This is a genomic window from Inmirania thermothiophila (assembly GCF_003751635.1).
Lineage (GTDB): Bacteria > Pseudomonadota > Gammaproteobacteria > DSM-100275 > DSM-100275 > Inmirania > Inmirania thermothiophila.
Genome location: NZ_RJVI01000001.1, coordinates 643,309 through 656,067, shown reverse-complemented (window position 1 = coordinate 656,067; position 12,759 = coordinate 643,309). Strand labels below are relative to the sequence as shown.

Genomic DNA, 12,759 nt, shown 5'->3' with positions numbered 1-12,759 from the left:
GTAAGCCTGGGACTACACGGGGCGGGAGGCGCGGGGACGGTCCACCAGCACCAGCAGCGCAGGCAGGAACAGGAGGTCGAAGAGCAGCGCCGCCACCAGACCCACCGCGCTGAGGAGGCCGAATTCCACCGTGGGCACGAAGCGCGAGGCGCCAAGCAGCGCGAACTGCGCCGTCAGCACCAGGGTCGTGGCCCCCACCGCGCGCCCGGCGTGGCGGTAGGTGCGGGCGAGCGCCGTCGCGGGCCTGGCGCCCCGGCGCCGGCGCCGTCGGTAGCCGTGGTAGATGTGGATGGTGTCGTCGACGGCGATGCCCACGGCGACGCTGGCGATGAGCACGGTGGCGACGTCCAGCCACACCCCGGCCGCGCCCATGACCGCGAAGATGAGGACGACGGGGGCGAGGTTGGGGATCATGCAGAGGACCGCCTCGCCGAGGGAGCGCCACAGCAGGGCCATGAGGGCGAGGATGAGGGCGAGGGCGGCCAGGATGCTGCGCACCTGCCCCACCACCAACAGCCGCTCCTGGTCGCGGAAGAGCCGCCCCCCGCCCCCCACCGCCCAGGCGAGGTCGGCGGGCGGGTGCGCCTGCAGCCGCGCGCGCAGGGTGTCGATGACGGCCCCGATCTCGCGGCTGCCGTGCACGCGCAGGTGGATGAGCACCCGCGTCGCCGCCAGCTCCCGGTCGGCGAGCTCCCATAGATCGTTGCCGTCGTAGACGAAGAGGTACTGGGCCACCAGCCGGCGGTCGTCCGGGACGCGCCGCGCCGCCGGATCCTCGCCGTGGAAGGCCCAGTTCATCTCCTCCACCAGGTCGGCCACGGACAGCGTGCGCGCCACCTCCGGCAGCGCCTCGGCGAAGCGCTGCAGCTCGCGGATCGCGGCGAGGCGCACCGGCTCCGTCAGCCCGTCCCGCCCCGGCGCCTGCAGCAGCACCTCCAGCGGCGTCACCCCGGTGAGGCGCTCCTCGATCAGGCGCGTCGCCCGCGTCAGCGGGTGCCCCTCGTCGAAGAAGCGGTAGAGATCGGTCTGCACCTCGACGCGGGCGATGAGCGGCACCGAGACCGCCGCCCCGGCCAGCGTCGCCGCCACCACCCAGCCGGCGCGCCGCGCCCCCAGGCGTCCCAGCGCCCGCACCGCACCGCCCACCGCCCGCAGCCCCCCGCGCCGGGGCCAGGCACCGCGGTCCCAGCGGGCAAGCACGGCCGGCAGCAGGACCACCGCGGCGGCATAGAGGGCCGCCACCCCGAGGGCGGCGGCGAGTCCGAAGGTGGCCACCGGCGGCATCGGGCTGGTGCCGAGGGAGGCGAGCCCGGCGGCGGTGGTGAGCGCGGTGTAGCGCGCCGGCCGCTCCACCTCGGCCAGCGCCCGGCGCACCCGCTCGGCACCGCGGTGGCCGCGGTGGTCGGCGTGGGCGACGGCGTTGAAGAGGTGGATCAGCAGCGCCGTCGCCAGCGCCGCCATCAGCGGCGGCAGCATGGCCGTGACCAGGGTGTAGGGCTGGCCGGCCAGGACCACCGCCGCCACCGGCACCAGGACCGCCACCCCCATCACCGCCACCGCCGCCGCCACCGCCAGCCAGCGCCGGTACATCCACCCCAGCAGGAGGAGGCCGGCCACCGTGGTGGCGGGGATGAAGATGGCGCTGTCGCGCACCATGGAGCGGAACTCGGCCACATCCAGGGCGACGTCGCCCCCGAGCGCCGCGAGCCTCGGCCCCAGCCCCGCCGCCTCGAGGGCCGCGCGCACGCCGCGCTCGAGGCGCAGCCGCGCGAGGCTGTCGAGGCCCGTGCGCGGGCGCACCACCAGCGCCACCGACCCGCCGTCGCGGCTCACCAGCAGCCCCGGCGCGAAGCGGTCGCCGAGGACCCGCGCCCGCGCCGCCTCCGCGGGCAGGGGGTTCGCCGGATCCAGCAGCCGCTCCACCGCGAAGCCGTCCTCCGCCGCCCCGATGTGCTCCACCGTGGTCACCGCCAGCACCCGGTCCACCCCCGGCAGGGCCTCGATGGCGCGCACCGCCCGGTCGATGCGCGCCACCCCCGCCGGGGCGAGGAGGTCGCCGCCCTCGAGGAGGACGAAGAGCGAGGCGTCGTCGGGAAAGAGCGCGCGCAACCGGCGGTCCAGCACCACCGCCGGGGCGTCGGGCGGGTAGTAGACCGGCGGGGTGTTGTCCAGGCGCAGCCCGCGCAGGGGCAGCGCCGCGAGCACGAGGAGGCCGAGGAGCAGGGCGAGCGCGAGCCGCGGCGGCAGCAGGCGCGGCCCGGTCAATAGCGCAGCCTCCAGCCGAGCACCGCGAGGTCGTGCCCCGCGTGGAAGCCGCCGGCGGTGTCGGCGTCGCCCGAGAAGAGATGCGCCCCGAGGTAGAGCTCGTGCGGCTCGAGCCCGAGGTAGCGCACCTCCGGGTTGAGGTAGCGGTCGTCGGCGTCGAGCCCGTGGACGAAGCGCAGCCGCCAGCGCCAGCGCCCGTGCCCGGCCAGCGCCTCCACCGCCCCGGTGAGCGCCCGCTGCCGCCGCCGGTCCAGGACCGCGCCGCCCCCCAGCCGGCGCTCGAGCAGCTGCAGCTCCAGGCGCAGGTCGCCGTCGCCCGGGAAGAGCTCGACGCCGACCCCCCAGGCCCAGGCGGTCCGCGTCTCCACCGCGAGGCTCGGGGTCGTCGCCGCCACGTCCGACAGCCACAGGAGCTCGCCGCGCCAGGTGGCCCCGCCCGCCTCCCGCGCGAAATCCACCCCCGCCGCCCACGTGCGCGGATGGCGCCCCACCAGCGCCGGACCGCGGGCGGCGGCGAGCGCCGCCCCCACGTCGCCGCCGCTCGCGAGCAGCGCCGCCCGCACCGGCTCGTCGAGGCCGTAGTAGGGCAGCGGCTCGGGGCCCCGGACGAGGGTGGCGCCGAGGTCGAGGCCCTCGCCGGCGCGGCTCAGCCGCAGCCCGATGCCGCCGCCGTCCGGCGTCTCCTCGCCGACCCCGCCGCGCTGCACCAGCGCCGCCAGCACCGGATCCGGCGGCAGGCCGAGGATCCGCCCCCGCACGCGGTCCACCGGGTACCATGCCGATCCCGCCTCCGGCAGCTCCGCGCCGTGGAAGCCGAGCTGGGCCAGCAGGTCCGCCTTCCAGCCCCCCCGCGCCCACTCCAGGCGGAGGGCCGGCACCGGCAGCCGGCGCTCCGCGAGGTCGTCGAGGAGAAAGCGGCGCAGGTCCGGCACCGACAGCCGGTCGGCCAGCGGCGACTCGTCCATCCGGCCCCAGATCACGCTCTGCCAGCCGAGGGTCAGCCGCCAGGGCCCGCCGCGCCAGCGCAGCCAGCTCTCGCCCGGCTCCAGTTCCGCCTCCTCCGGCCCAGGACCCTCGGCCGCCGCCCGCAGCCGCCCCTCGATGCGCCAGCCCCAGCCCGCCGACGGCTCGCGCGCCCAGGCGAGGCCGGCGCGCACGAGGCCCTGGTCCGGCCCGTCGCCGCCGCCCGCCTCGAGCCAGAGGTCGGCGCTGCGCCGCGGCGCCACCACCGCCGCCCCCCGGGGCGCCGGCCCGGCCGCCGCCGGCGGCGGTGCGGCGCCGAGCAGGATCACCTCGCCCCCGCCTTCCTCTGCGCGACGGATGCGGAAGTAGCGCCGGCGCGCCTGCACCGCCACCACCCGCAGCGGCCCGAGGCCGGCCGCCTCCAGCCGCGCCCGCGCCTGCGCCAGCGCCTCCGCCGAGGCGAACTCGCCCGCCGCCACGGCGTAGCCGCGGCCGAGGGCTCGGCCGGCGATCCAGGCCCCGAGGCCGAGCGCCTCCAGGCGCGCGCGGACGCGGCGCGCCGCGGCGTAGTCCGGCGCCAGCACCTCCAGGCGCTGCAGCCCGACCCGGCCCTCCACCTCCTCCACCCGGGCCGCCTGCCCCTCGGCGCGCAGCCGCGCCGCCTCGGCCTCGGCCGCCTCGCGGGTGGGGAACCACGCCCCGGCGCGGCCCTCCGCGGCGGCGGCGGCGAGCACCGCCGCCAGCACCGCCGCCCCTGTCCGCCCCGCCCGCATCCCGCGTCCGGGGCCTCAGGGGCGCCAGCGGCGCTCGCGCGCGGGATCCTCCAGGACCCCGCGCTCGAACAGCGACTCGGGCAGCCCGCGGTCGTAGCGGATGCGCTCGATGACGATCCGGGTGCGATGGCCGGAGGCGAGCTCCTCCATGGTGCTGTCCATCACCGTCCAGTAGCCCTGCACCTTCTCGATGCGGTGCACGGTCAGGCGCTTGACCACGCGGCCGCGCTGGTGGAACGCCACCTCCAGGGCGACCAGGGTGGGCTCGTGGATGCAGGCGATGCGCCGCTCGTAGACCGAGGAGCCCGCCTCGCGCGGCACGCTCTCGAGGCGCGTGCAGGGCTGGCCCGAGACCGTGCCGGCGCCGAGGATGCGGTGGACGTCCAGCTCCGGCTCGCGGTCCTGCAGGTCCTCATAATAGATGTCGGAGCCGACGAAGCGCCCGCCCTTGCGGCTGCCGGCGATGCGGCGCACGCGCCCGAGCGCCGGCAGGTAGAGCCACTGCTCGCTGTCCGGCCCCGGGCGGTCGCGGGTCAGCAGCCCGGTATCGGCGATGTCGGGCGGGGCGAGGAAGCGGATCAGCGACCACACCGTGCCGCCGCCCTGGTCCCGGCGGTAGCTGACGAAGCGCCGCTCGCGCACGCCGCCGCCGGGGTCCTGCAGGATCATGCGCGCAAGGGCGGTGGCGTCGCGCCCGTCGGGCCGCTCGTAGACCCTGCGGGCAAGCGCCTCGCCCGCCTCGTCGGCGCCCGCCGCCGCCGCGGCGAGGAGCACCGCCGCGAGCACCGGCAGGAGGCCCCGGGGCCTGCGTGTGAATCCGGTCACGTTCCCTGCCCTCCGTCCTTTACCTGCGCCGGCCGGTGGCCCACAATCGACTTGAAGCTAGCCTATCACGACCCCGCTGCCCACCGCCCGCCACGGACGGGGTGCGGCCCCACGGAGGACCCGCCCATGGCCGCCCAGTCCATCGCCCGCGTCTTCGAGGATTACTTCCGGGTGGTCCCGGCCTCCACCCCCGAGCTGCTGGACGAGGCCTACCGCATCCGCTACCGCGTCTACGTGGACGAGTTCGGCTGGGAGCCCCGCGAGCGCTTCCCCGACGGGCGCGAGTATGACGCCTGCGACCGCCACGCCCGCCACTGCCTGCTCCTGCACCGCCCGAGCGGACGCTTCGCCGGCTGCGTCCGCCTCGTCCTGCAGAACCCGGAGGATCCGCAGGCGCCGCTGCCCTTCGAGCGCCACGCCGGGGCGGCCCTGGATCCCGCGGTCTTCGACCCCGCGCGGCTGCCGCGGCACCGCTTCGGCGAGGTCTCGCGCCTTGCGGTGCCGGCCGAGTTCCGCCGCCGCCGCGGCGAGCGCCACAACCCCGTCGCCCTCATCGCCGGCGCCCACCCGCACGAGGGCGTCGCCGAGCACCGCCACCGCTTCCCCTTCATCCCCGTGGGGCTCTACCTCGCCGCCGCCACCATCGGCCTCGAGGAGGGGCTCGACTGCGTCTTCGCCATGATGGAGCCGCGCCTCATGCGCCACCTCAAGGTCTTCGGCATCACCTTCCGCCAGGTGAGCGAGCCGGTCGAGTTCCGGGGCGTGCGCGCGGTCTTCCAGATCACCCGCGACGACCTCTTCCGCCACCTGCGCCCGGAGCTGCACGCCCTGCTCGCCCTCATCCGCGGCCAGATCCTGGAGACCCCGGCGGCGCGACGCTTCGCCAGCCCCGCCGCCTACGAGCGTGACCACCCCCGCCACCTCGAGGCCGGCTCCAGGCACTGGTGAGGGCCCGGAGGGGTTGACCTGCGCATCAGCATGTAAGAAAATTCGCGACAACGGATTTGCCGTCGAGGCGAGGGTTCCCGGCAAGTCTCCCGACTCCTCCATCCTCCTTTGAGGCTTCGGCGCGGCCCGCATGCCGCGCCTTTTTTTTGCCGGCGCCCCGCCCCGCGGGTGGTTGCACCGGTCGGGGGAAGGCATTACCATTGCGCGCCTTCTCCCATCGGGACGATGCGGGAGCCTGAGGCATGAAGACATTCGTCGCCAAGCCCGCCGAGGTGCGCCGCGACTGGTACGTGGTGGACGCCGCGGGCAAGACCCTGGGGCGGCTCGCCGCCGAGATCGCGCGCCGCCTGCGGGGCAAGCACAAGCCCGAGTACACGCCGCACGTGGACACCGGCGACTACATCGTCGTGGTCAACGCCGGCAAGGTCCGCGTCACCGGGCGCAAGCTGGAGCAGAAGGTCTACCACCGGCACACCGGCTACGTGGGCAACCTCAAGTCGGAGACCCTGGGCAAGCTGCTCGCACGGCGGCCCGAGCGCGTGATCGAGCTCGCAGTCAAGGGGATGCTGCCGAAGGGGCCGCTGGGGCGGGCCATGTTCCGCAAGCTCAAGGTCTACGCCGGACCTGAGCACCGGCACCAGGCCCAGCAGCCGAAGCCGCTGGACATCTGACGGGGGACGCATCGTGGAGACGGCTCACTACGGCACCGGGCGGCGCAAGACGGCCACCGCCCGCGTCTTCGTCCGGCCCGGCAGCGGGCGCATCGTGGTCAACCGCCGTCCGCTGGAGGCCTACTTCGGGCGCGAGACGGCGCGCATGATCGTGCGCCAGCCGCTGGAGGTGACGGGCCTCGCCGACAAGGTGGACGTCACCGTCACCGTGGAGGGCGGCGGCACCAGCGGCCAGGCGGGCGCCATCCGCCACGGCATCGCGCGCGCCCTGCTGCGCTACGACGAGGCCCTGCGCAGGCCGCTTCGCAGCGCCGGCTTCCTCACCCGCGACGCCCGCGAGGTGGAGCGCAAGAAGGTCGGCCTGCACAAGGCGCGCAAGGCCACCCAGTACTCCAAGCGCTGAGGCGCGGTTGCGCGCGGCGGCGCGCATCCCTTATCCTTCCCCGCCGCCCCGTTCCGGGGCGGCACGCCACTGGGGGATCGTCTAACGGCAGGACAGCGGACTCTGACTCCGTGAATCTAGGTTCGAATCCTAGTCCCCCAGCCAACCCCGAGGCCCGCCGCACGGCGGGCCTCGCCGTCTCCGGCCCCGCGCGCCCCAGGGCCGCTGTTGCGATGAGGCAACGAAACCGCGCGGCTGTTGCGCCGAAGGCAAAAAGTGGTTGCAAAGCACCGCGGCGTGGCCTATAGTCCCTCCGGTCTCGTCGAGACAACTCTGATTCTGAGGAGGGATAGCCCATGAAGAAGAAGCTGCTTGCCGTCGCCGTCGCGGCCGCGGTGGCCGCGCCGCTGGCCGCCAGCGCCGAGGCCACCGTCTACGGCCGCGCGAAGTTCAACCTCATTAACGGACCGGCCAAGAACGACCCCACGGACACGCAGGTGGACGTGACGCCCGACGTCCGCATCGGCTTCAAGGGGGCCGAGGACCTGGGCAACGGCCTCCAGGCCGTCTTCAAGCTCGAGTACCGTGTGCTCGACGCTGACGACGTCGGCAAACCCAACAACATCGAGAACCGCGAGCAGAGCGTCGGCCTCGCCGGCGGCTTCGGCAAGGTACTCATCGGCAACCTGAGCGCGCCGTACTACGACGGCTCCTTCGCCTTCGTGGACCTGGCCAACATCTTCGACCGCGACCCGGCCAGCGGCAAGGACGGGCGCATCGACAACGCCGTCGGCTACTTCGGCTCCTTCGGCGCCGTCAACGTCGGCGTGACCGTGGGCGGCCTGAACGGTGACTCCAGCGACAACGAAGAGGATACGTCGGAGCCGAACAAGTCGCGGGGCCGCGTCTTCAATGCGTCCGCCACCGCCGACGTGGGGCCCGTGAAGCTCGGGCTCGCCATCGAGTCGCCCGAGGCCGGTGACGACAAGCTCGCGGTGGCGGCGAGCTACAGCTCCGGCGCCTTCGGCGTGGCGCTGGTCTACGACGACAACGGCGCCACCGACGGCACCGCCATCGCCCTCGGCGGCCAGTTCACCGCGGGCGCCAACCGCATCTATGCGGTGTTCGTGGACAACGACAAGGGCCGCGGCAAAGTTGCCGACACCAACCCGTGGACGCTGGGCGTGCAGCACAACTTCAGCAAGCGCACCCGCGTCTACGCGGAGGTCGCGGACAACGACAAGAAGGGCGAGGATACCGCCTTCGGCGTCGGCATCCGCCACGACTTCTGATCGGGCCCGAGGCCCGACGGAAGCGGAACGGGCGCCTGCGGGCGCCCGTTCCTTTTGGCCTGCGGCCCGCGCGGGGCCGGCGGGCTCAGCTCCGGTCGTCGCCGTAGACCAGCGCGGCGACACTGCGCCCGGAGCGGGTCGGGGTGACGACGGCGTCGGTGCTGCGGTCGTCGGCGGCGACGAGGCCGCCGCCGGGGCTGCCGACGGACGGGATCACGGCGGGCTCGCCGCTGCGGTCGTCGCCGTACACCAGACCCGCGGCCTGGGCGCCGAGGCCGAACCCGGTCAGGAGGATGGCGGTCAGCAGGATGTTGCGCTTCTTCATGGTCGTGCCCTCTTGCGGTCGGTTGCGTGTGCCGGGGTCTCCGGCCGGCGAGGGCGTACAACGTCCGCCCTCGCACCCATAGACCGGCGCGCCGCCGCAATCCTTACCGCGCCTCTCAGGAATCACGGCCCGCCCCGTGCTGCTCTGCAGCACGAGGCCCGCCACTCCGCTACAATGCGCCTCCATGCCCGAGCGCATCCGCGAGATCCCCTACAACTACACCTCCTTCTCGGACCGCGAGATCGCCCTGCGCTTTCTCGGCCCGCGCGGCTGGGCCCTGATCGAGGCCCTGCGCGGGGCGCGGCGCACCGGGCGCTCGGCGCGCATGCTCTTCGAGGTCCTGGGCGATCTCTGGGTGGTGGAGCGCAACCCCTACCTGCAGGACGATCTGCTCGCCGACCGGGCGCGCCGCGCCTCCCTCACCCACGCCCTGCGCCACCGCCTCGACCAGGTGGAGGCCCGCGCCGAGGGCAACGCCCACGCCCTGGAGCTCGCCGGGCTCGCGCGCGAGGCGGTGGCGCGCTTCGAGGCCGGGCTCGAGGCCCTCGGGCGGCGGCGTGAGGAGGTGATGCGGCGCCTCGCCCGGGCGACCCGCCGCGACAACGTCCGCTTCGACGGCTTCGCCCGCGTCGCCCACGTCACCGACGCCACCGACTGGCGCGTCGAGCTCCCCTTCGTGGTGATCTTCCCCGACACCGAGGCCGAGGTGCGCGAGGTGGTGGCGGCCTGCATCGAGCTGGGGCTGACCATCGTCCCCCGCGGCGGCGGCACCGGCTACACGGGCGGGGCGGTGCCGCTGCACCCCGACACGGCGGTGATCAACACCGAGAAGCTGGACGGCCTCGGCGAGGTGGTGCGGCGCCGCCTGCCGGGCAGCGGGCGGGAGGCGGCGACGGTGCGCGCCGAGGCCGGGGTGGTGACGCGGCGGGTGGCGGAGCTTGCGGAGCGGCACGGCCTCGTCTTCGCCGTCGACCCCACCTCCCAGGACGCCTGCACCATCGGCGGCAACGTCGCCATGAACGCCGGGGGCAAGAAGGCGGTGCGCTGGGGGACGACCCTGGACAACCTCCTCTCCTGGCGCATGGTGACCCCGGACGGCGACTGGCTGGAGGTGGAGCGGCTCGACCACAACCTGGGCAAGATCCACGAGCAGGCGCGGGTGCGCTTCCGCATCACCCGCTACGGCGCCGACGGGCGCACGCCGCGGGGGGAGCCGCGGCTGCTGGAGCTGCCCGGCGGCGCCTTCCGCAAGCCCGGCCTCGGCAAGGACGTCACCGACAAGGTCCTCGGGGGGCTTCCCGGGGTGCAGAAGGAGGGCTGCGACGGCATCATCACCTCGGCCGTCTTCGTCCTCCACCCCCAGCCCCGCCACGTGCGCACGGTGTGCCTGGAGTTCTTCGGCCCGGACCTGCGCACGGCGGTGCCGGCCATCGTCGAGACCAAGCGCCACGTGGAGGCGGCCGAGGGGGTGGATCTCCTCGGCCTCGAGCACCTGGACGAGCGCTACGTGCGCGCGGTGCGCTACAGCACCAAGGCGCCGCGGCGCGAGCGGCCCAAGATGGTGCTGCTCGCGGATCTCGCCGGCGACGACGAGGCCGCGGTGGCGCGCTGCGCCTCGGAGGTGGTGCGCCTCGCCGCGGCCCGCGGCGCCGAGGGCTTCGTCGCCGCCAGCCCCGAGGCCCGGCGCCGCTTCTGGGCCGACCGCGCCCGCACCGCCGCCATCGCCCGCCACACCAACGCCTTCAAGATCAACGAGGACGTGGTGATCCCGCTGGAGCGGCTGGCGGACTACACCGAGGGCATCGAACGCATCAACATCGAGTACTCCATCCGCAACAAGCTGGAGATGCTGGATGCGGTGGAGGCCTACCTCGCCGGCGCCCTGCCGGAGCTTCGCGAGGCGCCGGACTACGAAGCGAGCGCCGAGGCCGAGGCCATCCTCGAGGGCAAGAAGGCCGCGGCGCGCGCCCACCTCGACGCCGTGCGCGCCCGCTGGGCCGGGCTCCTGGCCCATCTCGACGAGCCGGCGCAGGCCCACCGCGGGCTCCTGGGGGAGGTGGAGCCGGCGCCGGGGGACACGGTGCTCGCGCTGCTGCTGCGGCGCGCGCTGCGCGTCTCCTACCGGCGCGAGGTGGAGCGGCCGCTCAAGCAGATCTTCGCCGGGCGGGAGTTGGAGCCGGTGCGCCGCCGCCTCGACGCCATCCACGCCGCCATCCGGCCGCGGCGCCTCTTCGTCGCCACCCACATGCACGCCGGCGACGGCAACGTCCACACCAACATCCCCGTCCACTCCAACGACTACGCCATGCTCCACGAGGCCGAGCGCATCGTGGAGCGGGTCATGGCCCTCGCCGTCGCCCTCGGCGGCGTGGTCTCCGGCGAGCACGGCATCGGCATCACCAAGCTCCACTACCTCGAGCCCGAGAAGGTGCGCGCCTTCGCCGAGTACAAGCGCCGGGTCGACCCCGAGGGCCGCTTCAACCGCGGCAAGCTCATGGAGGACCCGGCCCTGCTGGAGCGCGCCTACACCCCGTCGCTGCGCCTGGTGCAGCAGGAGGCGCTGATCCTGGAGGCGAGCGAGCTCGGGGCCCTCAACGACGCCATCCGCAACTGCCTGCGCTGCGGCAAGTGCAAGGCGGTCTGCAACACCCACGTGCCGCGCGCCAACCTCCTCTACGCCCCGCGCGACAAGATCCTCGCCACGGGGCTCGTGATCGAGGCCTTCCTCTACGAGGAACAGACCCGCCGTGGCGTCTCGGCGCGCCACTTCGAGGCCATGAACGACCTCGCCGACCACTGCACCGTGTGCCACAAGTGCGTCACGCCCTGCCCGGTGGACATCGACTTCGGCGACGTCTCGGTGCGCATGCGCGAGATCCTCGCCGCCCAGGGGCGGTGCTGGAGCAACCTCGGCACGCGGCTGTCGCTGGCCCTGCTCAACGCCACCGACGCCCGCGCCGTGCGGGGGCTTCGCGCCGCCATCGTCGGGGCGGGCTATCCGGCGCAGCGCCTCGGCCACCGCCTCGCGCGCCGCCTCGGCCTCGGGCGGCGCAACCCGCCGCGGCCGACCACCGGGCGCATGACGCTGCCGGTGCAGGTGGAGCAGATGCTGGCGCGGCCGCTGCCGGGCGACGCGCCCCGCGAGACCCTGCGCGCGCTGCTGGGGATCGAGGACCCGACCCTGGTGCCCATCGTGCGCGATCCGGCGCGCGCCGACCACGGCGGCGAGGCGGTGTTCTACTTCCCGGGCTGCGGCTCGGAGCGGCTCTTCGGCCAGGTGGGGCTCGCCACCCTCGCCATGCTGTGGGAGCTCGGCGTGCAGACGGTGCTGCCGCCGGGCTACCTCTGCTGCGGCTATCCGCAGGCAGCGGCGGGGCAGGCGGCGCGCGCACGCAGGATCAGCACCGACAACCGGGTCCTCTTCCACCGCGTCGCCAACACCCTCAACTACCTGGACATCGGCACCGTGCTCGTCTCCTGCGGCACCTGCCTCGACCAGCTCCTGCTCTACGAGCTGGAGGCGATCTTCCCGGGGGCGCGGCTGCTGGACATCCACGAGTACCTGGCCGAGCGTGGGGTGGGCCTGGAGACGGCGGGCGGGCGCCGCTACCTCTACCACGACCCCTGCCACAGCCCCATGAAGGTGCACGACCCGCTGCAGGTGGCCTCGCGGCTGCTGGGCGGGGCCGAGGTGCGGCTCTCGGACCGCTGCTGCGGCGAGGCGGGCACCTTCGCCGTCTCCCGCCCCGACATCGCCACCCAGGTGCGCTTCCGCAAGGAGGAGGAGCTGCGCCGGGGTCTCGCCGAGCTCACGGGGCGGACGCGGGCGGACGGCACGGTGGGGCTGCTCACCGCCTGCCCCGCCTGCCGCCAGGGGCTCGCCCGCTACGAGGAGGCGACGGGGCTGCGGGCCGAGTACATCGTCGTCGAGCTCGCCCGCGCCCGCCTCGGCGAGGACTGGGAGGCGCGCTTCGTCGAGCGCGTGCGCGCCGGGGGCATCGAGCGCGTGCTGCTCTAGGCCGGGGGCCGCCCGCACCGCGGCGCCGACGGCGTCGTACAATGGTCGGCGTCGGGGGGACGGCCCGGGACGCGAGCGGGAGGTTACGGTGCAAAGGGTGCTGATCACCGTCGGGCTCGTGCTGGTGGCCGCGGGGCTGCTCTGGCCGCTCATCCAGCGCCTCGGGCTCGGGCGGCTGCCCGGGGACATCCACCTCGAACGCGACGGCTTCCACTTCTACTTCCCGCTCACCACCTCCATCCTCCTGAGCCTGCTGCTGACCCTGATCCTGTGGCTGTTCCGGCGCTGAGGCCGGCG

At 74.7% G+C, this 12,759-nt stretch carries 10 protein-coding genes and 1 tRNA gene; 7 read left to right on the top strand and 4 right to left on the bottom strand.

Features of this window, described 5'->3' with window-relative positions; all coding sequences use genetic code 11:
- Nucleotides 1–12: 12 nt before the first annotated feature.
- Genes EDC57_RS03160 through EDC57_RS03150 form a run of 3 tightly spaced genes read right to left on the bottom strand, consistent with a single transcriptional unit; the run spans nucleotide 13 to nucleotide 4,826 of the window.
- Nucleotides 13–2,265: an efflux RND transporter permease subunit gene (locus tag EDC57_RS03160; protein WP_245995111.1), complete on the bottom strand. Its 2,253-nt coding sequence runs from the start codon at nucleotides 2,263–2,265 to the stop codon at nucleotides 13–15.
- Complete coding sequence (locus tag EDC57_RS13065; protein WP_148051422.1) at nucleotides 2,262–4,001, bottom strand: DUF1302 family protein; 1,740 nt, start codon at nucleotides 3,999–4,001, stop codon at nucleotides 2,262–2,264. Before EDC57_RS13065 ends, EDC57_RS03160 begins: the two co-directional genes overlap by 4 nt.
- Nucleotides 4,002–4,016: 15 nt before the next feature.
- A complete protein-coding gene (locus EDC57_RS03150) occupies nucleotides 4,017–4,826 on the bottom strand; it encodes an outer membrane lipoprotein-sorting protein (RefSeq protein WP_123400152.1) in 810 nt (269 codons plus the stop codon).
- A 126-nt stretch (nucleotides 4,827–4,952) separates the two neighbouring features.
- On the opposite strand from EDC57_RS03150, the gene EDC57_RS03145 reads away from it, so the two are divergent.
- The 5 genes from EDC57_RS03145 (at nucleotide 4,953) to EDC57_RS03125 (ending at nucleotide 8,119) form a co-directional block, all read left to right on the top strand.
- The gene (locus EDC57_RS03145) at nucleotides 4,953–5,774 is read left to right on the top strand and encodes a PEP-CTERM/exosortase system-associated acyltransferase (protein WP_123400150.1); all 822 of its coding nucleotides are present in this window, start codon (nucleotides 4,953–4,955) and stop codon (nucleotides 5,772–5,774) included.
- A gap of 242 nt (nucleotides 5,775–6,016) precedes the next feature.
- On the top strand, nucleotides 6,017–6,445 hold the full coding sequence (rplM, locus tag EDC57_RS03140; RefSeq protein ID WP_123400148.1) for a 50S ribosomal protein L13: 429 nt from the start codon (nucleotides 6,017–6,019) through the stop codon (nucleotides 6,443–6,445).
- Nucleotides 6,446–6,458: 13 nt separating this feature from the next.
- Nucleotides 6,459–6,848, top strand: coding sequence for a 30S ribosomal protein S9 (gene rpsI, locus EDC57_RS03135; RefSeq protein WP_425454784.1), 390 nt, complete (start codon nucleotides 6,459–6,461; stop codon nucleotides 6,846–6,848).
- Nucleotides 6,849–6,918: 70 nt separating this feature from the next.
- Nucleotides 6,919–6,992 (top strand) — tRNA-Gln (locus EDC57_RS03130).
- A 191-nt stretch (nucleotides 6,993–7,183) separates the two neighbouring features.
- Nucleotides 7,184–8,119: a porin gene (locus EDC57_RS03125; RefSeq protein WP_123400144.1), complete on the top strand. Its 936-nt coding sequence runs from the start codon at nucleotides 7,184–7,186 to the stop codon at nucleotides 8,117–8,119.
- An 85-nt stretch (nucleotides 8,120–8,204) separates the two neighbouring features.
- Here EDC57_RS03125 and EDC57_RS03120 read toward each other — a convergent pair whose 3' ends face one another.
- On the bottom strand, nucleotides 8,205–8,444 hold the full coding sequence (locus EDC57_RS03120) for a hypothetical protein (protein ID WP_123400142.1): 240 nt from the start codon (nucleotides 8,442–8,444) through the stop codon (nucleotides 8,205–8,207).
- Nucleotides 8,445–8,628: 184 nt separating this feature from the next.
- Between EDC57_RS03120 and EDC57_RS03115 the strand changes: the two genes are divergently transcribed.
- Together EDC57_RS03115 and EDC57_RS03110 are read left to right on the top strand one after the other, a co-directional pair.
- Entirely contained in the window at nucleotides 8,629–12,462 is a 3,834-nt protein-coding gene (locus EDC57_RS03115; protein ID WP_123400140.1) for a DUF3683 domain-containing protein, read from the top strand.
- 88 nt (nucleotides 12,463–12,550) lie between these two features.
- The gene (locus EDC57_RS03110; RefSeq protein WP_123400138.1) at nucleotides 12,551–12,751 is read left to right on the top strand and encodes a DUF2905 domain-containing protein; all 201 of its coding nucleotides are present in this window, start codon (nucleotides 12,551–12,553) and stop codon (nucleotides 12,749–12,751) included.
- Nucleotides 12,752–12,759: the final 8 nt, after the last annotated feature.